Below are 25,355 nucleotides of genomic sequence, written 5' to 3'. Positions count from 1 at the left end.
AAAGTAGATACTTATATGGGAGGGGCATTCCATCATGTACTTTGTTATATTTTTGCTCATAGGTCTTGTTTTATGTTATCTGCTCCCCTTTGGCCCAATAGTGGCCGGGGGTATTATTTTTGCACTCGTTGTGGACCAATACCGCCAGACGATGCATATGCGTGAAGATATCCGAGACATCAAGAATCATCTGGGACTAATGAACAAAGGCGAGGCGCAAGAGTACGAGTTGGATAAAGAATACACTCAAGTTGATCGTTTGGATTCAGAACAGATGGACATGATTAATCGAAGAATTGAAGCGGAACTGGAGAAAGAAAGCAAAAACAATAAACCGTGAATCCCTGTAAAATAATTCTTGATTTGCTCACTCCTGTGAGTATATATACCTAGATCGGGAGTCATGCTAATACGATATTAACTTTATGTTGCACTGTGTAGAAATTTGTAATATTATGAGGGAAGCGCGTACAACATATCGGGTTGTAACTGTTGAATCAGGCAAAGCCGTATACCTTGAGAAAAGGGATTGGTTTGTCTTTTTCTGTATATTGGAGTGATAAAGTGAAAATCGAGAAGGTGCTGAACAATAATGCTGTAGTTGCAATGAATGACGAACAGGAAGTTATTATCATTGGCCGGGGGATTGCTTATCAGAAGCGGGCGGGTGATATGGTTTCCGAGCAGCATATCGACAAGATATTTACTTTACAGAATGAAGATATTCAGGAAAACTTCAAGGCATTAATCTCCAGCATTCCTTTGGAATACATGAAAGTATCCGAGGAAATCATCGCTTACGCCAAGCTAAAACTTGGCAAGAAATTAAATGAGAGCATCTACTTACATCTCACAGACCATATTCACTTTGCCATTGAGCGGTATCGTAAGAATCTGCCCATACGCAACGGTTTGATCTGGGAGACAAAGCAGTTATACAAAGAGGAATATGAAGTCGGAATGGAAGCGCTCAATATGATCTGTGATCAGTTTGGTGTGATCTTGCCCGAGGACGAAGCCGGTTTTATGGCACTTCACTTTGTCAATGCAGCGTTGAATGAGGAAATGCCCAACATCAAGAGTATGACCCAGGTCATGCAAGAAATCTTGACAATCATCAAGTATCATTTCAAGATTGATTTTGATGAGAACTCACTGACATTTTATCGCTTTGTGACGCATTTGAAGTTCTTCGCCCAACGTTTGGTGAAGGGAAAACATTACAAGAGCAACAACGATGATGAACTGTTCCTGATGATTCAGAAAAAGTATCCGGCAGCGCACAAGTGCTCGGAGAAAATCAAGAAATTCATTGAAAGCAACTACACGTATCAACTAACTGACGAAGAATTGATGTACTTAACGATCCATATTGAGAGAGTTGTGAATGCAACTTCTGAATAATCCCATAGATCAGCTTGCAGGGTTGCAACCACTAGGGCAAAACCTGAACGCTTGAATGACAGAACATACCGTTAACCGGATGTTCCATACATTCAGATGTTCAGGTTTTTTTATTCTCTCCAATATGCTTCGAATCTGTGTTTAGCCAGAAAGGAAGAAAAGACTTCATGAAACACGAGCAATTAGCCAAGGACATTCTGTCTGGCGTTGGTGGTAAACAGAACATTAACAGCGTGGTGCACTGCGCTACCAGACTTCGTTTCAAATTAAAAAATGACAATAATGCGAAAACAGACGAACTCAAAAATCTACCTGGAGTCATAACGGTAATGCAAAGCGGGGGACAATACCAGGTAGTTGTGGGTAACGAAGTGTCTGATGTGTATAAAGCCTTGTTACATGTGGGTAATATGAATGCGGATGAACCGGTCTCAACTGATGAGTCAGAATCTTCCGGTAAAAAAGAGAGTCTCTTGGGTCAGTTTATCGACTTGATCTCAGGTGTATTTACACCAATTCTCGGATTGCTTGCTGCAACTGGGATGATCAAAGGTTTCCTGTCCATGTTTACTTCTCTCGAATGGCTGGACCCGGCTTCAGGAACCTATCAATTGTTGAACGCTGCAGGAGACTGTCTATTCTACTTCTTCCCAATCTTCCTGGGTTACACAGCTATGAAAAAATTCGGTGGATCTCCATTCCTCGGGATGGCCATCGGAGCATCACTTGTATATCCGACCTTATCCGGTCTTAGTGGTGGGGAACCGCTTTATACGCTGTTTGCAGGCACATTGTTTGAATCACCGATTCATATCACGTTCCTGGGTATTCCCGTTATCTTGATGAGTTATTCCTCATCCGTAATCCCGATTATTATTGCTGCTTATTTTGGAGCAAAGGTAGAAATATTCTTCAAAAAGATCATTCCTTCTGTTGTGAGAACGTTCCTCACGCCATTCTTTACCATTCTGATTGTTGTACCTGTGACATTCCTCTTGATTGGTCCAATCGCAACATGGGCAAGTCAGCTGATTGGTGCCGGGGTATCGGGCATCTATGACTTGAGTCCGTTGGTGACTGGTATTGTTGTTGGTGGATTGTGGCAAGTATTGGTTATCTTCGGGTTACACTGGGGTATCGTACCAATCATGTTGCTCAATCTGTCCACTCTGAAAGCAGATCCGATTCTGGCGATGATGTTTGCTGCTTCTTTTGCTCAGATTGGTGCCGTTCTTGGGGTTATGCTTAAAACGAAAAATACCAAACTCAAATCACTGGGTGTTCCTGCCTTTGTGTCCGGGATTTTTGGTGTAACTGAGCCTGCTATTTATGGTCTTACTTTGCCACTGAAAAAACCATTTATTATGAGTTGTATTGCTTCTGCAACCGCTGGTGGTATTATTGGCTTTGCAGGTTCCAAAATGTTTGTATTTGCTTCAGGAATCTTTGGTGTTCCAGCGCTGATTAGTCCCACAGATGGGATCAACTATGAATTCTGGATGGCTATGATTGCCACTATCATTGCTTTTGTACTAGGCTTTGTTCTCGTTTATTTTGTAGGATTCAAAGATCCTGCTAATCCAGAGGCTGCCAAACAGGCTCCAGAGCCAGTAAAAGAAGAGAAGGCAGCACTTGAGCCTAATCCAAACAATCGTTACGAAATTGCCAGCCCAATGACGGGTGAGGTGGTTCCTTTGCAAGAAATTAACGATGCTACATTTGCAGGTGAACATATGGGTAAAGGGATTGCTATTCGTCCAACCAGTGGGAGAGTTGTATCTCCGATTAATGGTGTGGTACAGACGATTTACCGTACCAAACATGCGATTGGACTTGTAGATGATCAAGGTGTAGAGATTCTGATCCATATCGGTCAGGATACGGTACAGCTCAAAGGTCAACATTTCACTGCCCATGTGAAAGATGGAGATCGTGTGAGTGTTGGCGATCTGATCGTTGAATTCGATCTGCAAGCCATTATTGAGGCGGGTTATGAGACCGTAACACCGATTATTGTAACCAATACGGCTGATTATTTGGACGTGGTTGCTACAATAAATCGTGAAGTGCAAGAAAAGGATAAATTGATTACGGTTATTGGTTAATTTTGCATTAGTGCGTATTTTATTAATCTGAACATTAGCTTTATAGAGACCACTTTGATGTTTTCGAAGTGGTCTCTTTTTTTCATTTTCGGTCACCCAAATGTATTTGTGAATTTAATAAAAATAAGTGTTGCAAACGTAGTTCAGATGTACTATGATGAGTTCAAGAAGTAAGCGCATACATTAATCGGATTGTAACTGTTCAATCAGGCAATGCCGACCATCCTCAGTTCAGAGGATATGGAATGTAACTTACTTTCGTTATCCAAATAATTAAATACCAATGTGTACAGCCTTACAGGGTTGCAACCGTTAAGGGCAAAACCTGAATTGCTGAATAACACGACTGATTTCCGGACGATCCGGTATGTTGTGTATGTTCAGTAGTTCAGGTTTTATTTGTTTCAAAAGTCATGGGGAGTCTACTTAGAGAGGGAGAATTACAATGAGCAACTACGATCAATTGGCTAAGGATATTCTATCAGGTGTAGGTGGTCGCGAGAATGTGAACAGCGTATTCCATTGTGTAACAAGATTGCGGTTTAAACTGAAAAATGAAAGCGTAGCCAAAACGGAAGAACTTAAAAATCTGCCAGGTGTTATTACCGTCATGCAAAGTGGTGGACAATATCAGGTCGTTATCGGCAACGAAGTGCCGGATGTATATAAAGCAGTTGTTAAGGCGGGAAACTTCCCAAGCGAAGGTCAGATTGAAGAGGAAGCAGACAACTCAGGTAAAAAGGTAGGGTTGTTCAGCCGCTTTATCGACATGATCTCCGGTGTGTTCACACCATTACTCGGTTTGCTGGCTGCAACAGGTATGATTAAAGGTTTTACAGCGATGTTTTTATCATTCGGATGGCTTACGGATACTTCCGGAACGTATCAACTGTTGAATGCAACGGGTGACTGTCTGTTCTACTTCTTCCCGATCTTCCTTGGTTACACGGCAATCAAGAAGTTTGGCGGTTCACCGTTCCTGGGTATGGCGATAGGCGCCTCGTTAGTTTATCCTACGTTGTCTGGGTTGACTGCCGGGGATCCATTGTACACTCTGTTTGCAGGTTCATTGTTTGAATCACCGATTCACATCACGTTCCTGGGGATTCCGGTCATTCTGATGAGTTATTCAACATCGGTTATTCCAATCATTATTGCTACTTTCTTCGCTGTTAAAATTGAAAGATTCTTCAAAAATATCATTCCTAAAGTCGTAAGCACGTTCCTTGTTCCATTCTTTACTTTACTCGTTATCGTTCCAGCAACGTTCATTCTTATTGGTCCAGTATCCACATGGGCGGGTCAGTTGATTGGGGCGGGAGCAACAGGTATCTACGAATTAAGCCCAGTTATTACTGGTTTGGTTATTGGTGGATTGTGGCAAGTGTTTGTATTGTTTGGTCTTCACTGGGGACTTGTTCCTGTCATGCTTCTTAACTTGAGTACATCTGGTGCTGACCCAATAATTGCAATGTCATTCGCAGCTTCCTTTGCACAGATTGGTGCTGTGCTTGCAGTGATGTTCAAAACAAAGAATACGAAATTAAAATCTTTAGGTATTCCTGCATTCATATCGGGTATCTTCGGTGTAACTGAGCCAGCCATCTACGGTCTGACACTTCCACTGAAAAAACCGTTTATCATGAGCTGTATTGCAGGTGGTATCGGTGGCGGTATTTTGGGATTAGCTGGTTCGAAATTATACATCTTTGGTGGACTGGGAGTATTCGGGTTCCCAAGCTTCATTAATAAAGCTACAGGTGTTGATTCCGGATTCTATATGGCTCTGGTGGCATGTGGCATTGCATTCATCCTTGGTTTTATTCTGACGTATGTGGTTGGATTCCAAGACAAAGTAGAAGCTAAACCAGCTCCAGCACCTGTACTTGATCCAAATCCGAACAGCAGATACGAAATTGTAAGCCCAATGGCTGGTGAAGTCGTTGCACTGAAAGATATTAATGACGTAACGTTTGCAGGAGAGCACATGGGTAAAGGGATTGCAATTCGTCCAACCAGCGGTAGAGTGGTATCTCCAATTACGGGTATTGTTCAAACGGTATATCGCACGAAACATGCCATTGGTCTTGTAAGCGATGATGGTGTAGAGATGCTGATCCATATTGGTCAGGATACGGTGAAGCTGAAAGGTGAACATTTTACAACCCATGTGAAGGACGGAGACCGTGTTAACGCAGGTGATTTGATTGTTGAGTTTGACCTGCAAGCGATTAAGGATGCAGGATATGAGACGGTTACACCGATCATTGTCACGAATACTTCCAATTATCTGGACGTTGTAGGAACAAAAGATGCATCTGTTCATGAGAAAGATAAATTGATCACGGTATTAAGCTAATTGAAATTGAAGATGGTTTAGGAGGAACTCCTCAATGAATGAAAAATTTACAGCCTTCCCGGAGAATTTTCTCTGGGGAGGAGCAACCGCAGCGAATCAATTGGAAGGTGCCTATCTGGAAGGTGGCAAAGGTTTAACAACGGTAGATCTGATTCCGATTGGTGCGAATCGATGGAATATTGCTCTGGGTAATCTGGATTCATATGAGCCAAAAACAGGGGAATTCTATCCTTCACATGAAGCCATTGACTTCTATCATCGATATAAGGAAGATATTGCGTTATTTGCAGAAATGGGATTCAAGTGCCTCAGGCTTTCAATAGCCTGGGCACGGATTTTCCCTAATGGGGATGAAGCGGAACCAAATGAAGCAGGCTTACAATTTTATGATGATGTCTTTGATGAGTTATTGAAATACAACATTGAACCTGTTGTGACGATCTGTCATTTCGATGTACCTGTGCATCTGGTCGAGACTTACGGCGGTTGGAAGAATCGTAATATGATCGGTTTCTTTGAGAAATATGCGACGACGCTATTCAATCGATACAAGAATAAAGTGAAATACTGGATGACGTTTAATGAAATCAACATGTTGCTGCATCTCCCGTACATTGGAGCGGGTATTGTTCTGCAGGATGATGAAAACAAAGATCAGGTTTTGTATCAGGCAGCACATCATGAATTGGTAGCGAGTGCACTTGCTGTTAAGGCTTGTCATGAGATCATTCCTGATGCACAGATCGGGTGTATGTTAGCTGCTGGCATGGTCTATCCGTACAGCTCTAATCCGGATGACGTGTGGAAGGCCATGGAGAAAGACCGTGAATCGTTCTTCTTCATTGACGTGCAGTCGAAGGGAACATATCCGGGTTATACCAAAAGATTTTTCAGAGAAAATGATATTCAGATTGAGATGCAACCAGAAGACCAAGATATCTTGATGCAGAATACAGTCGATTATATTGGTTTTAGCTACTATGCAAGCCGTTGTACCAGTACAGACCCTGAGATTTTGAAAGATTCGACAGAAGGCAATGTATTTGGTTCGGTGAAGAACCCTTATCTGCAAGCTTCCGAGTGGGGATGGACTATTGATCCCAAAGGACTCCGTATTACATGTAATCAGCTTCATGACCGCTATGGCAAACCGTTGTTTATCGTAGAAAATGGACTTGGCGCAACCGATGTGTTGTCAGACAATGACTCCGTTGAAGATGACTATCGCATCGAATATTTGAATAGTCATTTTGCCGAGATGGCTGAAGCGATTCAAGATGGTGTCGAGCTCATAGGTTACACAAGCTGGGGACCGATTGACCTGGTCAGTGCGGGTACCGGAGAGATGAAGAAACGTTATGGCTATATCTATGTAGACCGAAATAATGATGGTACGGGCACACTTCGCAGAGTGAAAAAGAAGAGTTTTCACTGGTACAAAGATGTCATTGCAAGTAATGGCGCACAATATTTCTGATACAAGGTGTTCGATGCTATAGAATAAACAAAGAGCAGTCTCGTTATAACGGGATTGCTCTTTGTTTATAATGAGATGAATTTGACCCTTGATGTGGCTTTCAGATATTATAAAGAAATGAAGAGAATCTTGTCACTTAAGAAGGGAGGAGCATCCACTCATGAAGAAAAAATCACTTGCGTTTATATCTTCGGGATATGGATACTCCACTGCTGTCTTTTTCTAGAATCTATTCCAAGGGTGAAGTCTGCCCAAAATCGGAAGAAAACCAGGAAATAACGCAGAAAAATCTTAAGAATGATGAGGTAATCCAGATGAATATGGACAAAATTACTAGAACAAATCCAGAAAATATGCCAGCTCCTGTAGGACAGTACACGCATATTACAAGAATCCCAAGGAACGCAGAGTTATTTGTAACTTCGGGTCAGATTGGAGCAGATCATAATGGACTTTTTCCAGAGAGTCTGAATGAGCAAGTCACTAATACATTTAATAATATTAAAACAGTGCTCGAATCTGAGCGTTTAGATGCTGAACATATTATCAAAGTGAACGTATGGGCTACCGAGAAAATTGATTGGGATTTCTTTTATGCTGAGTGGGGACAGTTATTCGGTAATGATTATCCTGCAATGACGATTGGATATATTACGGAGTTGGGTCTGCCAGAGATAAAAATTGAGATAGAGCTTTGGGCAGCAAAAGTTTAACATCGAATACTTTTTAAGCAAAAGAAGGAGCATCTTACATACAGATGCCCTTCTTTTTTTTATTCGTGAAAAGCGGAAAGGATATGCCCGGCAATTATGAGGGGTAGTCAGTGTATTATGGCACCTGTAAGCTCCGATAGGCATTCAATCGTCCATACGTCCAGTAGACTCCGGAGCCGGATACTGGATCAGAAGCAAAGCATAGTGCATCCCGAATCTGGGCATTGGTTTTACCTTGTGCAGCGAGAAGTGCGGCTACTCCAGCCACATGTGGTGCTGCCATGGATGTTCCACTCAGGTAGGCATAGGAACCACCCAGATAAGTGGATAGGATGGTATCTCCTGGTGCAGCCATATCGACCCACGAACCATAGTTGGAGAAATTGGATTTGAGATCGGAAGGATTGGTTGAAGCGACAGCAATGACGTTGGGATACGATGCGGGTACGATCGGGAATGTAGTGTTGTCGTTGCCGGCTGCAGCAATAATTACGGCTCCACGATCCCAGGCATACTGCACAGCAGCTTGGAGGAATGCGTCTCCCATCGGACCACCAAGGCTCAGGTTAACAACCTGTACACCGTTATTGGCAGCAAAGACAAGCCCGTTACCCACATTACCTATCGTTCCTTGCCCGTTGTTATCCAGTACCCGGAGCGGAACGATGGATGCGAGTGGTGCAGCGCCTGCGATGCCCACTCCATTGTTGGTAACGGAGGCAGCGATCCCGGCTACGTGGGTACCGTGGCCGTTCCCGTCCTCAGGGATGTTATCATAATCAACATAATCATAACCGGGGAGGAGCTTGGAGGCCAATTCTGGATGGTTTAGCTGTACACCTGTATCGATAATGGCGATTTTAACAGAGCTGTTACTTTGAGTGATATCCCATGCAGCGGGTGCATTGATTTTGGACAAGTTATACTGATAAGGAAAGAAAGGGTCATTGGGAGTGAAGGATGCCTCAACGAGGTAATTCGGCTCAGCATGTTCAATCAACTCATGATCTTTGTAATGTTTCAGGATCCGGTGCATTTTTTTGCGGGATTCCACACGGTACCAACCCAAATCCTCGTATGTTTCCGCGACTTTACATCTCCCTTTTTTGTGAAGGGTGTGCATCTCATCTGGTGGTGTACCTTCCTTGAATTTGACTAAGAGCTGCTTGGGGGCATGTGGGTGAAACTTGCTCTCGGCACGTTGGTCCAGAAAACGATACACGAACACGATTATTGCTAGCGAAATGAAACCAAAAACACCTAACCATAACCACATTTGCGTTTCTCCCTCCAACATGGATTGTGACACGCCTTATCGTATGCGAACTCTATCAGACTGTGAGGGCATGTTTTTAATTTGGTTAGTAGTGTAGATAGATTGATAGGAAGGGATAAATTCGGTAAGATGATATGAAGTGAGCCGCTTTGGCATGAACAAGATTTAAGGTAGGGCCGAGAGGTAGCTCCTAATACAGAGGATAAGGAATGTGGATTTATTGACACAACTTCAGAGTATACCGACAGTCACACCAGTTCAGGCACACCAGATTCATGATGCCATTGATTTTGCCATGCGTGTACGCAGAGAAGTGTTTCCCATGATGGATCACACGAGGTTACCTGTGGATTTCGAGCAGTTCACAGAACATTATCTGGAATCCAATGAATCGATTTTTCTTGTTGCAATGACAGGGGATGCGGGCATCGTCGGAACGATTGGGATATTACCATATGATGGACGTATTCAGGCCGTGGACGGCCGATATGCAGCCCAGTCCGCAGCCGAAATTGTGAAATGTTATGTAGATCCTGCGTATCGCAGATACGGCATTGGTTCCCTGCTGGTAAAAGAACTGGAGAATGTGGTGAAGGATATGCACTATACGACACTCTACTTGCATACACATCGCTTCTTGCCAGGAGCCGTAGATTTCTGGAAACGTCAAGGGTATACGGTTATTGCTGAGGAAAATGATGACTGGCAAACTGTACATATGGACAAGTTGGGATGAAGGTAATCATAACCAAATGACATTACAATGGTATTGGAGGAGATCTATCCATGTATTCAAGTCTGATTGAGAAACTGGAGCATACCGAGGTTATACGCTGGTTCCCGAATCATCAAGTTCAAGAGAGCTGGATTGTAGAAGTGGAACAGGAGTTGGCTTTTCCGTTACCTCCGTCCTATCGCTGGTGGCTTCTGAATTATGGTCAAGCGCTGTTAAGCGGGACAGAAATTCTGACCATAACATCTTCAGAACACCGAGAGTATACGGATGCTGACATTTTGTATAGATACCGACTTACCGATGAAGACACGAAGAAGGAAGGGAAGCTGGAGCTGTTTGTACCGGACGAGGATGAATATTACTATTTTGATACGCGGACGGCTGATCAGCTTGGAGAGTACAAAGTGATGCGTTTGGATTACTTTAATGGGGAACCTGAAGTATACGCGGATTCTTTTGCCGAATTTTTGGAGAAGTTGATCGATCAGCGAACACCACGGAATAGTTAATTTTGTATAAGGAAAATGCCTGTCGGCACTCGCTCGGTTAGACATAGACAATATACATGATGGGGGCTAGGCAGATGAACGAAACGAAGCGAAAAATTGTTTTTATTGATATTGATGGCACATTGGTCGACGATGATGGAAACATTCCGTTGTCAGCACAGAAGGCTTGTAAACAGGCCAGAGAGAACGGACATCTGCTCTATTTATGTACAGGCCGATCCAAAGCAGAAATTTATGATTCCATCTGGGATGTCGGATTCGATGGTCTGATTGGTGCAGGTGGGGGTTATGTGGAGTTTGGCAAGGATGTGTTATATCACAAAAGGGTAACAGCGGAAGATGTTCGACATATGGTCGATTTCTTTAATGAAAATGGCATTGACTTCTACCTTGAATCCAATTCGGCATTGTATGCGAGTAGCAATCTTCAACCTCACCTGGAACGCCGTATCTATGGCGATGTGGAGAATGACCCTGTAGCCAGAGAGAAGAAGGAGCTGAAACCGCACCCGTTTATTGCCGGATTGACGTATGGAGAGGCCGATCTGTACAAGGATGATGTGAACAAAGTATGTTTCTTGGAGAGCTCAGCTATCCCGTTTGAGCGAATCAAGCAAGAGTTTGAAGGGAAATTCGAAGTCATTCAGTGCACTGTGCCGATCTTTGGTGAAGGAAGTGGTGAACTGATGATCCCTGGCATTCACAAAGCCATTGCGATCGCCGATCTGCTGAAGCATCTAGGCATGTCCCAAGAAGATACATTTGCCATCGGTGATGGCATGAATGATGCCGAGATGTTGGAATTTTGTAACATCGGCATTGCCATGGGTAATGCAAAGCCAGGTCTGAAAGCCATTGCAGATGATATTACTGGAACAGTAGAGGAAGATGGATTGTATCATAGTTTTGTGAAGTATGGATTGATCTCTTGATAAAGTAATGAGACAATCTGGAAAACGGGTAATACGTACACCCTTTGTCCCAAACCTTATTTTAGATCCTGCATATATTATTGCAGGGTCTTTTTTTCACGTCCGTTGCAGTATAGGATTCCAGGTAAGCAGAATCGTGAGTCTTGAATGACCAGATCAGAATGGAACAGGCATCTCCTCAATGGAGGTGTCTATTTGCATAGTACTCAGACTCCAGACAAGATCCAATAAAGAACAGCACTAAATGTTCCAATACAGAGGCCAACAAGGAGCCCAAAAAGAACCACGAATTTTTTTCCGTTCATAGAAATAGATGACCCTCCTTTTGACTTTATTATTGCATAACTCCTAATGAAAGTTTATTATAAATTTTGCAAACAAGGAATTTATTGGTTTTCAGTTGTCGAAGTGCATGAAATATAAAGTTGATACATGGAGGATGCTGGATGAGTAATGTAGCTCTGTTGTTTCCTGGACAAGGTTCTCAGATGGTTGGGATGGGTAGAGACTTTTGGAATAACTTTGATGTGGCTAAGAAGTTATTTGAAGAAGCCAGTGATGCCATTTCTTTCGATTTGAGAAAGTTATGTTTTGAAGGTAGCATGGCTGATTTGACAATGACAATGAACGCTCAGCCTGCACTTTTGACTGTTAGTGTCATAGCGTATCAGGTGTATATGCAAGAAATAGGGATGGAACCTGCTTATTTGGCTGGGCATAGTTTGGGAGAATATTCGGCTCTGGTATGCGCAGGTGTGCTCTCATTTCATGACGCCATTAAACTGGTAAGACAACGAGGTATCATTATGCACAATGCAGACCCGGATCAGAAAGGTAACATGGCCGCCATTTCAGGTATTCATTTAGATACACTTCAAAACATATGCGAACAAGTTTCCACGATCGAGCGTCCTGCTTGTGTGGCTTGTATGAACGCTGACCAGCAGCTTGTCATTTCGGGACATCGGCACTCTATACAAGAAATTATTAAAAGGACAGAAACCCTGGGAACGAAACATTCTTATATCAATGTAAGTGGTCCCTATCATTCTCCCATGATGCAAACCGCAGCAGAACAATTCAAAGTTGAATTGGATCAATATCAATATGCCCATGCAATAACCCCGATTATTTCCAATGTTACAGCAGCACCCTATGAGTCTGATCGATCTGTCGTTGAATATTTAAACATGCAGATGACGATGCCTGTAAGATGGTCAGAGTCTATGCTCTATCTGGTTGCAAATGGGGTTACTGAAGTTATAGAGTTGGGTTCTAAACATGTGTTAGTTAGTCTTATGAGTAAAATAACGAAGCGTATTATACCTTACTCGCTAAGTCAGACTTCCGATTTAATAATACTTACAAATACACAAGAAAGGAAAAATAAACGGTTAACGATTCGTAAAAAGTTGTTATCAGAACTAATAGTAACCGCACTCATTTCACGGAATTATAACCCAGATTCGATATCATATACCCAAACGGTTGCCCCCTTATTTCATCATTTACAACGGGTACAGGAACAAATACACAAGAATGGATACGAACTCAGCGAAGAAGAGATAAATGATGCTCTACAGGTATGTCATTCCATTATTATAGCAAAAAAAATTCCATTGGATGGAACCGCGTTGATTGATGCAATCTAGTACCCGATCTGTTCTTTTGCAAGATCTATTTTACAGCGAAAGGCTACCTTTTTATAAGGTAGTCTTTTTGTCCTTTAATGCATCTGAACTTGTTGAAGCTTCAGATGTTTTGTAATAAATATGTCAATAACTCACGAATCAATCTCTATTTTTTACCATATAGTAACAATAAATTGATTGATTTTACATATATTTCTATGGTAAAATTTTGCTTGAAAATATGTGTAAATAATTAGATAAGCATGTTAGAGATGATTCATTTGGAGGAGAGATATGTATACTAATCAGTTTCAAACACTAGTGGATGTTATCCGCGACAGAGGTAAAATAACGGACCGCGGTATTCGTTTTATCGATGCGGACAAACGTGAAACTTTTATATCTTATCATCAATTATTTACTGAGGCACAAGGGTATTTAGGTTATCTACAAGCCATCGGAATTAAACCTAAACAAGAGATTATTTTTCAGATTCAAGAAAACAAACGGTTTTTAGTCGCATTCTGGGCTTGTATACTCGGTGGAATGATCCCTATCCCTGTAAGTATTGGTGAAGATGAAGAACAAAACTTGAAAGTATGCCGTATTTGGAATTTGCTAAATAACCCTTTCATGATTGTATCTGAGAATGTGCTGGATAAAATGAAGAGATTTGTTTTGGAACATGACATGCTTGATTTCCATCATCAATTAGAAGTCAGAACGGATATGATCCAAGACACCATATATCATTATGAATCTATTAATAATATAGTTGAACCTCAGTCTGATGACTTGGCATTTATTCAATTCTCTTCTGGATCAACCGGTGATCCCAAAGGCGTAATGCTCACCCATCGAAACCTGATTTATAATACTTGTGCTGCTATTAATGGCACACAAATTAGCTCAAACGATAGTTTTCTCTCCTGGATGCCCCTTACCCATGATATGGGTTTGATTGGATTTCATCTCGTACCCCTCGTGGCAGGAATTCATCAGTACTTGCTCCCAACGGAATTATTTATTCGCAAACCGATTCTATGGATGAAAAAAGTAAATGAACACAAAGCAACCATACTGTCTTCTCCTAACTTTGGTTATAAATACTTCCTGAATTTCTTTCGCGAAGACAAAGCGGAGGGATGGGATCTGTCATCTGTCAGAGTCATTTATAATGGGGCGGAACCTATATTACCCGAAGTGTGTGATGAATTCCTAAATGTATTGTCAGCATATCACTTAAAGAAAACAGCCATGTTTACCGTATATGGATTAGCAGAGGCCTCTGTTGCTGTCTCCTTTCCCAAGGTAGATGAAGAATTTACTGCGGTGTACGTTCACCGGGATCATCTGAACTTGGGGGAGCGTGTCATTGAAGTCGAGAAACATGCTGAACATGTAGCATCATTTGTTGCCGTTGGCGAAGCAATTGATTATTGCCATGTTAGAATTTGCGATGAGGAAATGAACAGTGTTCCCGATTTGGTTATTGGAAAAATTCAAATCAAGGGGGATAACGTCACCCAAGGTTATTATAATAATTCACTTGCAACGGAGAAGTTATTAACGCACGACGGGTGGGTGAATACAGGAGATCTGGGTTTTATCATGAACGGAAAACTGGTTGTAACAGGGCGGGAAAAAGACATTATCTTTATCAATGGTAAAAATGTATATCCCCATGACATTGAACGTGTCGCCATACAATTAGATGATATTGAACTCGGAAGAGTTGCTGCTTGTGGTGTGTATGATACGAATAGTCAAAGTGAAGAAATTATTGTGTTTGTCGTGTACAAAAAAAAGATCGAACACTTCCTGCCGCTTGTTAAAGAAATCAAAAGACACCTATATAAACATGGGGGATGGAGTGTCAAAGAGGTACTGCCCATCAAAAAATTACCCAAAACAACAAGTGGGAAAATCCAGCGGTATCAGTTAGCCAAGCAGTATGAAGCTGGAAAATTTTCAACAGAATCTGCATTCATCCATGACTCGATCAAGAGTGACAATGACAAGGCAAAAGAAAAGGCTGCTGTTTCGGTTCGAGTCATAGAACGTGAATTAACTTCACTATTTTCTGAAGTGCTGGTTGGGAAGAAGGTAGAACTTGAGGATAGCTATTTTGATATGGGTGCAACTTCATTACAGTTGGCCCAAATCGCTGAACGTATAGAACAAAAATACGGAGAAGAGCTTGCTGTTACGGACCTCTTTACCTATCCCTCGATAACTGAATTGGCAGCATATCTGGCTAGAGGTTACAGTGAGACCATGCAAGTCAACAAAACTCAAGAGGATCATACGCCATCCAAAGATATTGCTATTATCGGTATGTCTTTGAATCTCCCTGGTGCATCAAATGCAAGCGATTTTTGGCGTGTTTTGGAAAATGGAACGCATAACATTCGGGACTACCCTGAAAGTCGGATAAAAGACGCAGCGGATTATATACAATCCATGCGAAGTGAAATGAGCGAAGTTCAATGGATCAAGGGTGGTTACTTGGATCAAATTGATCAATTCGACTATTCTTTCTTTGGCATAACCCCAAAAACTGCACAATTTATGGACCCGAATCAAAGGATGTTCTTGCAAACGGCATGGCATACGATTGAAGATGCCGGGTATGCAGGGGAAGGAATCAATGGAAGAAATGTGGGCGTGTACGTGGGATATTCCAAAGTTGGGTATGATTATGAACGGCTCGTGACGGCGAGTTACCCTGCAGAACTCAAAAATTATATCATTGGAAATTTACCATCTGTACTGGCGAGCAGAATTGCATATTTCTTGAATTTAAAAGGCCCGGCCTTAACGATTGATACCGCTTGTTCCTCCTCACTTGTTGCTGTTCACATGGCATGTAAAGGGTTGCTCGCTGGAGACTGTGAAATGGCAATCGCAGGAGGCATTCGAACGGCATTATTACCGATAAGTATCGGACTGGATATGGAATCTCCAGATGCATTGACGAGAACGTTTAGTGAAGATGCCAACGGCACGGGATTTGGCGAAGGTGTTGGGTCGGTCATGTTGAAGCCAATGCAGCAAGCGATTAAGGACGGGGATCATATCTATGGTGTGATTAAGGGAAGTGCGATTAATCAGGATGGCAAGACGGTAGGAATCACAGCACCTAACCCGGAGTCACAGACCAATGTGATCGAACAGGCTTGGAAGGAAGCCGGTATTTCTCCTGATACGCTTAACTTTATTGAAGCACATGGAACAGGGACAAAATTAGGTGATCCGGTTGAGTTCAATGCTTTGCGTAAAGCTTTTGAGAAATATACGGCTCGGAAACAATTTTGTGCAATCGGATCTGCCAAAGCTAACATTGGACATGGCTTTGAAGCGGCGGGGATCGCTGGATTAATTAAATCTATTCTTATGTTTCAACATAGAAAGATTCCACCATTGGTTCACTTTGACAAGCCTAATCCCCTGCTTAAGTTTGAAGCTTCACCTTTTTATGTGAATCAGGAGTTAATGGCTTTTGGTGAAAAAGAGAGTCCTTTGCGATGCGGGGTTAGTTCTTTTGGTTTCAGTGGCACGAATGCGCATGTGGTTCTCGAAGAATATGTTCCTTCCCCAACCGTAGATAAAAGAATGTCCCAAGAGCCTAATTTATTTGTTCTGTCTGCTGCCACGGAACGGGCGCTGGATGAATTGGTCAGAACGTATCATGAATATCTAACCGATCACACGGATGTTTCCATTCAACAAATCTGTTATACAGCCAGTACGGGAAGGGCTAATCTGGATTATCGGCTTGCCATCGTAGTCACGAGTACACAAGAATTACATGAAAAATTGAAACGAATTGCAAGCGGAGAAGGTAAACTGCCAAATGTTTATTTTGGTTATGCCAAAAAAGACAAGACGCTTGTTAGCGATCATCTCTATGCTCGGGGAAAGGCAGAATCTTTAAATGAACTCGGTCAGTTATTTATACTGGGGGCAGTGATTGATTGGAAAAGGTTCTATAACCATGAAGTCATTTCGAAAATTCCATTGCCGTTATACCCATTTGAACAGAAACGGTGTTGGATTGAAGTTAAACAGCCGATACCAGCGGAGCATAGGTCTGGGAGGAGTGAGGTTCAAATGGAGATGAATACAAACGATATTGAATTAAAGATTAAAACAAGCATCAGTCGTGCATCTGGTTTGAAGTTGGAAGAGCTGGATCATCAAGCTCATTTTCTCCAAATGGGATTGGATTCCATCATTCTTGTGCAAATTCAGAAGGAGATCTCAGAGCTGTTCCGTTTGGATATCCCGATGGAAATGTTTTTTGAAACCCTTACAAATATTAATTCCTTAGTTAAGTATGTGTCAGAGAATATAAAGCATCATGATGTATCTGAAAGTATAAACAATCAAACAGTTCACGAGCATACTGAACAACGAAATCTGGCATCTGTGAACAATATAAACACGGCAAAATCATCAGGGAATGTGTCGGAACAAATTGTGATGTCTGCCATTCAGCTCATGGAATCCCAATTAAAAAGTTTGAATGTGCTGTTAGGCGAGCAAATGAATGCTGTTCAATCCCCGCTTTTGGAAATGAAACATCATGAAACCAAACCAACCAAAGAGATCCAACCCAATTCGGATTCGAAGGAAGCCAAACCTTTTATACCCTATCAATCGTTGAAAATTCATGAAGAGAGCGGATTATCACCGCTTCAGAACCAGTATGTTGAACAATTTATAGCCAAGTATACCGCAAGAACCAAAGGCTCCAAATTAAAAACAGGCCAAACACGTTTAGTTCATGCGAATAATCGCAATGTATCCGGATTTCGCTCGTATTGGAAGGAAATGGTGTATCCCATCATTTCAACGCGTGCAGAGGGAGCAAAGTTATGGGATATGGATGGGAATGAGTATTTGGATCTGACGATGGGATTTGGTGTAAATCTATTTGGCCATAATCCAGCGTTTATTCAAAATGTAATAGCAGACAGCCTCCAGGAACAATTGCCTCCATTGGGCCCTATGTCAGACTTGGCAGGAGATGTCGCAGCTAAAATTTCCGAGCTGACGGGTGTAGAGCGTGTCGCATTTTATAATTCAGGAACAGAAGCTGTCATGGTGGCACTTCGTTTAGCGAGGGCGGCAACAGGGCGTTCCAAAGTTGTATTATTTTCCGGATCATATCATGGAACACATGACGGCGTGTTGGGTGTAGCGAATCCTGGGGATGCTTTATCATCTGCACTGCCTATGGCTCCTGGTATTGTACAAAGCGCTATGGATGATTTGATTATTCTTAATTATAACCATCCGCAATCCCTGGATATGATTCAGAACCTGGGTGATGAATTGGCTGCTGTGCTTGTAGAGCCGGTGCAAAGTCGAAGACCAGATATGCAGCCAACACAATTCTTACGGGAACTTAGAGAAATAACAAATCAATTTGGGATTGCACTTATTTTCGATGAAGTCATCACTGGATTTAGAATTGGTCTGGGTGGAGCACAGGATTGGTTTGGGGTTCAAGCAGATTTAGTTACGTATGGGAAAGTGGTCGGTGGCGGGCTTCCTATTGGCATAGTCGCGGGTAAAGCTGAATTTATGAATCCGGTAGATGGTGGAACCTGGAACTTTGGTGATGATTCTTACCCTTCCGATGCAGATAAGAAAACGTTTGTTGGTGGAACCTTCTGTACACACCCTCTTACGATGAGAGTGACGTTAACGGTACTGCAGTATCTTCAATCCGAAGCAGAAACTTTATATAAGGAATTAAATGAAAAAACAGATTATCTTGTTAAAGAATTAAATACGTTTTTCAAAACAGCGAATGTACCGATGCAAATGGTGAACTATGGATCCTTATTTCGATTTATTTCATTTGGGGATATGGAATTATTCTTCTACCATTTAATTTATAAAGGTTTATATATTTGGGAAGGTCGCAACTGTTTTATATCGACCGTTCATTCCATGGATGATATGGATACCATAATCAAGATTGTGAAAGAGACGATCCATGAACTCCGCGAATGGGGATTTATCCCTGGTGAATCGCCTGTTTCGGAATATCCGCTCTCTTTAGAGCAACAACAATTGTTATTAACTTCGTTACTTGGGGAAGATGCGAATGCTGCATTAAATCAGAGTGTTATTTTAAAAATGACAGGTGGAATAAAGCCTTCCACACTGGATCAGGCCGTGAATCAGATCGCACAGCGTCACGAAGCCCTGAGAACAGTCATTTATGCCGATCGTGAAACACAACAAATCAGATCCGTAATGGAATTTCAATGTACATGGTTGGATTTCTCGGCATATGTGGGTGAGGATCAAGAACGGGAAATTTCCAATTGGTTATCTGCCGATGCAAATGAAGCCTTCGATTTACAGTCTGGGGAACCTCTATTTAGAATCACCTTGCTTAAACAGACAGCGGATCAATACCTTATGGTGCTGACATTTCATCATATTGTTGCAGATGGCTGGTCGATTGCTGTATTCATCCAAGAGTTGGAACATACCTATTCTTCTCTGGTCCGAGGAGTTCCGGTTCAATTACCTGAAGCCACTCCATTCCGTGAGTATTTAAGCTGGCAACGACTTGAACATGAAAAAGGCTCATTTACCGAAGGAGTCCAGTTCTGGAAAGAACAATTCTCCTTATCCTATCCCAACATTACACTTCCAACGGCACCGTCTGATTATGTGCCCAAGGGATATGACGGTGAAAGATATTCCATCAAGCTGGATCATCAATTAACAGAGTCTTTGCGAACGTTAAGTATCAATAATAAGAGCAGTTTGTTTGTAACGATGTTTGCAGCGTTTCATTTATATTTGCATCAACTAACAGGGCACTCTCACCTTGTCATCGGCGTGCCTACAGCGGGTCAGTCTCATATGCGAAAAAATGCGCTGATTGGCAACTGTGTCAACATTGTACCTGTTCATCATGCCTTGTTAACGAAGCAATCCATTGTAGAGCATGTTCTTCAGCTCAAGGAAACGCTGGCTCTTGTCATGAAGCATCAGCATGTTCCATTGACCCTCGTATCCGAACAGCTTGCTCCTATGACTGCACCGGATACCCGGATTTTATTCAATATGGACAGAACGATTCATCATCTTCAATTTGAAAATATCAAGACTGAATTCATGTCGTATCCGATCAAACATATTTCTTACGATTTGTTTCTTAATATTACGGATGTTAGCCATGAATTGTACCTGGATTTTGATTACAATACCGAGCTTATTGGACCTGAGATGATGAAATTGTGGTCTGAAGGATTTAAGGGTTTGCTGCAAAAAATGGTGAGTCATCCAGAGGCTGAAATCTCGTCTTTGACGTTGTTCTCATCCGAGCAACAGGACCAATTACAGGAAATATATAAACGGTTTGTTACGGAGCGTCTTCCTCACGTTAATCATGCAGCCATGTTCGAGCCTCCAGTCAATGACGTGGAGAAAAAGCTGGCTTTGATCTGGGAGGACGTATTATCCCTCGATCAAGTGGGGAGACATGATCATTTTTTTGATCTCGGAGGAAACTCGCTCAAGGCGACAGTAATGCTTTCCAAGGTACATGAGCAGCTTAATCATAAAATTTCAATCGTTCAATTTTTCAATAATCAACGTCTGAAGGAGCTAGCGAGTCTGATTACAGGCGAGAACGAGGAAACATTCATTCCGATTAAGGCATTGGACGTCAAGGAATTCTATGAGACGTCATCTGCACAACAACGGATCTACTTTTTGGATCAATTTGAGCCAAATAGTGTGTTTCAGAACATGTGCGGCCATATCACGGTCACAGGAAATATCGATGAAGCTAAACTAATTTCGTCATTGGAACAAATCGTGCACCGTCACGAAGCTTTTCGCACCAGTTTCCATCTGATGGATGGAGAGCTTTACCAGCGTATTGCTCCAACGATTGATTTTGAAGTACAACGATCTCAGGAAAGCTCTCCTTCATTCGAACAACATGTTATGACGTTTGCCAAACCATTTGATTGCTCCAAAGCGCCGTTAATACGTGCCGAATTCATTCGTATAGACGATGATCATGCAGAGATCCTCATTGAGATGCATCATATTATATCGGACGGATATTCCGTTGGCATTCTTGCGAATGAACTGATTGATGTGTATGACGGAAGAAACATGTCGGACATTGAGATTGAATACAAAGACTTTGCAGCTTGGCAGAAAGAATTTCTGGCAGGAGAGTCTTATAAGCAGCAAGAAAAATATTGGCTGGATCAATTCAAAGGAGAACTCCCGAACCTTAATCTGCCTACTGATTTTGTTCGGACACCTCATTTGACTTCGGCAGGTTCAAGACTGTCATTTGTGTTGGACACACACTTGAAGCAGTCGCTGGAGAAGCTTGCGAAACAAACGGGAACTACGATGTTTATGGTGTTATTGGCAGCGTATAATGTGCTGCTTCATCAATACACAGCACAAGAAGACATGATTGTAGGTACGCCAACATCAGGAAGAAATCATCCGGATGTCGAGAATATGATAGGTGTCTTTATCCAGACGGTAGCGATTCGATCACAGCCGGTGGGGAATAAGTCGTTTCGATCCTATCTCGAGGAAATTAAAAAACAATCCCTGGATGCATTGGATAACCAGGACTATCTTTTTGACAACCTTGTAGAGAATTTAAACACGCATCGGGATACAACCGGGACAGCACTTTTCAATACGATGTATATCTTCTTAAATACCGCGATGAATCAACGGCAAGAACAGGATTGCAGCTTTAAAGTTAGAGAATTAAATGTCGGTGTATCGTTATATGATCTGATGTTCATCGTTGAGGATGATAACGAGTGTCTGGAAATGCACTTTAATTACAAGACGGAGCTGTTTGAACGGGATACCATCGACAGAATGAAAACACATCTGTTCAACATCCTCAGAGACATTATGATCGAACCTGATATTGCCTTGTCCGATATTCAAATGCTGTCTGAACATGAGCAGAACGTTCTTTTATATGACTTTAATGAACCCAACATAGAATATTCCCGTGATCAGACCATCCAGGAATTATTCGAAGCACAGGTGGAACGGACACCTGATCAATTAGCCGTTGCTTTTGGAGATGAGCAATGGACGTATCGTCAACTGAACGAACGGGCGAATCAATTGGCACATACGCTGAGAACTGAGGGAGTGCAGCAGGATCAATTTGTAGGTATTCTGACAGATCGTTCGATTGATATGATCGTTGGCATCTTTGGCATTCTAAAAGCAGGCGGGGCGTATGTACCGATTGATCCGGATTCTCCTGAAGAGCGTATCCGCTATATCCTGCATGATTCGGGGGCAACGTTGTTAGTCACGCAAAAGCATTTGAAGCAGTTGGTATCGTTTAATGGAAAAATGATTGATTTGGACGATAAAGAAACCTATGCAGCTAATCTGTCGAATCTGGAACCAGCGGGGAATTCCGAGCAGTTGGCTTATGTGATCTATACTTCAGGCACAACAGGCATGCCAAAAGGTGTGATGATCGAACATCGTCAGGTTCATCACTTGGTTAAAGCGTTGTACAGTCAAGTTATAGATGATCAGCATAGTGGTTTGCATGTCGCTTTACTTGCGCCTTACTATTTCGATGCATCTGTGAAGCAGATTTTTGGCGCACTGCTGTCAGGACATGCCTTGTTTATTGTAGACAAGGACACAGTACTGGATGGACAAGATTTAATGAATTATTATCAGCACCACCAAATTGATTTGACGGACGGAACACCTGCACACCTGAAATTACTTTCGAAGGCAAAAAACGTTCAAGGCATATCGCTAAAATATATGCTCATTGGCGGTGAAGCTCTTTCTCAGCAAAGTGTAAATGAAATCACATCATTATTTGCTCTCAATCATATAACGCCTCCAGCCATAATTAATGTGTACGGTCCAACAGAATGTTGTGTGGATGTTGCGACATACCGTGTACTTCCAGAACACCTGGATACAGCGAATCAACGAGCTCACCTACCGATTGGTCGAACATTAGGAAATAATCGCCTGTATGTATTGAACAAACATGACAAAGTTCAGCCTGTAGGCGTCATAGGGGAATTATGTATCTCTGGCGATGGGGTGGGTAGAGGATACTTGAATTTACCTGAGCTGACAGCAGAAAAATTTGTACGTGATCCGTTTGTCCAGGGAGCGACAATGTACAAAACGGGAGATTTGGTGAGATGGCTTCCCGGTGGCCATATCGAGTATTTGGGAAGAATGGATCACCAAATTAAGATTCGCGGATACCGGATCGAAGTAGGAGAAGTCGAAGCGGCGCTGTTAGATCTAGAGTGTGTGAAAGAAGTTATCGTCATGGCACATGAGGATGATCACGGGGACAAATCGTTATGTGCATACTTTACAGCGGATTCCACGCTGACGGTGGGAGAGTTAAAACAAAGCCTCTCTAAGGTGTTGCCGAATTATATGGTTCCAGCCTACTTTATACACTTGGATCACATGCCTCTGACATCAAACGGGAAAATCGATCGCAAATCGCTTCCGAGTCCAGAAGAAAACATACAAACGGGAAGTGAATATATAGAACCCCAAACTGGGGTGGAAAAACAGTTGCTGCCTATATGGCAGGCTGTGCTTGCCGTGAAAAAAATCAGTGTAAAAGACAGTTTTTTTGATGTAGGAGGCAACTCTTTACGTGCGACCAAGCTGGCCGCCAAAATCAATCAAAAGCTGAATATCCGCATATCGGTAAGAAACGTCTTTGAATGGCAGACCATTGAACAGATGGCTCAATCGATTGAACAAATGGAACAGGATGTATTAGTGTCCATTCCTCAAGTAGAGGAAAAAGAATACTATGCTATTTCTTCGGCGCAAATGAGAATGTACATTATGAGCATCAAAGCTGGCAAGGAACTCATGTACAACATGTCAGGTATGTTTATGCTGGAAGGATCGCTTGATCGGATCCGATTGGAAGAAGCATTCCAACAATTGATTCATCGTCATGAATCGCTTCGGACCTCATTCAAAGTCATACACGGAGAACCGAAACAGATCGTATACCCTAAAGTGAACTTTGGAATTGAATTGATCGAGTCAACGGAAGAAGAGATCGAAGATCGCATTGAACAGTTTGTTCGCACATTTGATCTCGGGCAAGCACCTCTTATGAGGGTGGGACTTATTGAACTTCAGCAGGAGCGTCATGTATTGCTGGTAGATCTCCACCATATCATTGCAGACGGACTATCCGTGCATCTTCTGATGACTGAACTTAGCCATTTCTATAAGGGAGAGGAGCTATCTCCTCTTCGAATTCAGTATAAGGACTATGCTGAATGGCAGCGAATGCAACTTCATAGTGAGCGGATGAAAAAGCAGGAGAAGTATTGGCTTACTGTGTTTGATGAGAGTATCCCGCTATTGGATCTGCCAACAGACTACGCAAGACCTGAAACGCTAAGCTATGCGGGAGATGTATTGGACATTGTTTTGCAAGAAGACATCCTTCCAGGCTTAAGGAACATGGAAGTACGGACAGGAACAACGTTATATATGATTCTATTAGCCGCCTATACGATTCTATTATCTAAATACAGCGGGCAAGAAGATATCATTGTAGGCGCGCCGATTGCAGGCAGGACACATGCTGAGCTTGAACCGGTCATGGGGATGTTCGTGAATACACTGGCTATTCGAAATTATCCTGCCGCGGATAAAACTTTTACGGAGTATCTGCTGGAAGTCAAAGAAAATATGTTGAACGCATATGAGAATCAGGATTATCCGTTTGAAGAACTGATTGAGAAAGTGAATGTAACCAAAGATGCTCGGCGGAATCCGTTGTTTGACACCATGTTTGTATTGCAGAATACAGATGCTTCAGAGATTCAGATGGATGGGGTAACCTGTAAGCCTTATGCTCCAAATACGAGAGTATCCAAATTCGATTTAACGTTGTATGTTACCGAATTGCAACACAAGTTAGAAGTGGCATTTGAATACAGTACGATTTTATTTGAGAAAACAACGATTGAAGCGATGTCACAAAATCTGTTGGTCATATTAACAACCATTGCCAACGACCCTCATATTGAAATCAAGAAGATTCAATTTGTTGAAGAATTAATAGATGGGGATACGCTGGCTGATCTAATTGAAGTAGATTTCTAAAATAACCTAAAAATATAAATGTGATCGGGGTGC

General features: G+C 42.2%; 12 protein-coding genes. 11 read left to right on the top strand and 1 reads right to left on the bottom strand.

Annotated elements, in window-relative coordinates:
- Positions 1 to 34 precede the first annotated feature (34 nt).
- The 6 genes from J2X75_RS10890 to J2X75_RS10865 all read left to right on the top strand — a co-directional run bounded on the left by J2X75_RS10890 (position 35) and on the right by J2X75_RS10865 (position 8,058).
- Positions 35 to 340 (top strand): hypothetical protein, encoded by a 306-nt coding sequence (locus tag J2X75_RS10890; protein WP_124116346.1) that lies wholly within the window; start codon positions 35 to 37, stop codon positions 338 to 340.
- Between the two features lie 224 nt (positions 341 to 564).
- Entirely contained in the window at positions 565 to 1,404 is an 840-nt protein-coding gene (gene licT / locus J2X75_RS10885; protein WP_036613486.1) for a BglG family transcription antiterminator LicT, read from the top strand.
- Between the two features lie 167 nt (positions 1,405 to 1,571).
- Positions 1,572 to 3,509: a beta-glucoside-specific PTS transporter subunit IIABC gene (locus J2X75_RS10880; RefSeq protein WP_310336312.1), complete on the top strand. Its 1,938-nt coding sequence runs from the start codon at positions 1,572 to 1,574 to the stop codon at positions 3,507 to 3,509.
- A gap of 445 nt (positions 3,510 to 3,954) precedes the next feature.
- Positions 3,955 to 5,868, top strand: a complete 1,914-nt coding sequence (locus tag J2X75_RS10875; protein WP_210108511.1) for a beta-glucoside-specific PTS transporter subunit IIABC — start codon at positions 3,955 to 3,957, stop codon at positions 5,866 to 5,868.
- A gap of 34 nt (positions 5,869 to 5,902) precedes the next feature.
- Positions 5,903 to 7,345, top strand: a complete 1,443-nt coding sequence (locus tag J2X75_RS10870; RefSeq protein WP_310336308.1) for a 6-phospho-beta-glucosidase — start codon at positions 5,903 to 5,905, stop codon at positions 7,343 to 7,345.
- A gap of 314 nt (positions 7,346 to 7,659) precedes the next feature.
- The gene (locus J2X75_RS10865) at positions 7,660 to 8,058 is read left to right on the top strand and encodes a RidA family protein (protein WP_310336306.1); all 399 of its coding nucleotides are present in this window, start codon (positions 7,660 to 7,662) and stop codon (positions 8,056 to 8,058) included.
- A 115-nt stretch (positions 8,059 to 8,173) separates the two neighbouring features.
- Here J2X75_RS10865 and J2X75_RS10860 read toward each other — a convergent pair whose 3' ends face one another.
- Positions 8,174 to 9,334, bottom strand: a complete 1,161-nt coding sequence (locus tag J2X75_RS10860) for a S8 family peptidase (RefSeq protein ID WP_310336304.1) — start codon at positions 9,332 to 9,334, stop codon at positions 8,174 to 8,176.
- Between the two features lie 211 nt (positions 9,335 to 9,545).
- On the opposite strand from J2X75_RS10860, the gene J2X75_RS10855 reads away from it, so the two are divergent.
- From J2X75_RS10855 to J2X75_RS10835, 5 genes are all read left to right on the top strand, one after another.
- Complete coding sequence (locus J2X75_RS10855; RefSeq protein WP_256975397.1) at positions 9,546 to 10,070, top strand: GNAT family N-acetyltransferase; 525 nt, start codon at positions 9,546 to 9,548, stop codon at positions 10,068 to 10,070.
- A 50-nt stretch (positions 10,071 to 10,120) separates the two neighbouring features.
- Positions 10,121 to 10,579, top strand: a complete 459-nt coding sequence (locus J2X75_RS10850) for an SMI1/KNR4 family protein (protein ID WP_310336302.1) — start codon at positions 10,121 to 10,123, stop codon at positions 10,577 to 10,579.
- A 74-nt stretch (positions 10,580 to 10,653) separates the two neighbouring features.
- Positions 10,654 to 11,511, top strand: a complete 858-nt coding sequence (locus J2X75_RS10845; protein WP_310336300.1) for a Cof-type HAD-IIB family hydrolase — start codon at positions 10,654 to 10,656, stop codon at positions 11,509 to 11,511.
- Positions 11,512 to 11,957: 446 nt separating this feature from the next.
- A complete protein-coding gene (gene fabD / locus J2X75_RS10840; protein WP_310336299.1) occupies positions 11,958 to 13,163 on the top strand; it encodes an ACP S-malonyltransferase in 1,206 nt (401 codons plus the stop codon).
- A gap of 273 nt (positions 13,164 to 13,436) precedes the next feature.
- Positions 13,437 to 25,322, top strand: a complete 11,886-nt coding sequence (locus J2X75_RS10835; RefSeq protein ID WP_310336296.1) for a non-ribosomal peptide synthetase — start codon at positions 13,437 to 13,439, stop codon at positions 25,320 to 25,322.
- Positions 25,323 to 25,355 lie beyond the last annotated feature (33 nt).

The organism is Paenibacillus sp. 2003, from assembly GCF_031455635.1.
Lineage (GTDB): Bacteria > Bacillota > Bacilli > Paenibacillales > Paenibacillaceae > Paenibacillus > Paenibacillus amylolyticus_B.
Note: the sequence above shows the minus strand (reverse complement) of the source record. Positions and strands in the feature narration are given on the sequence as shown.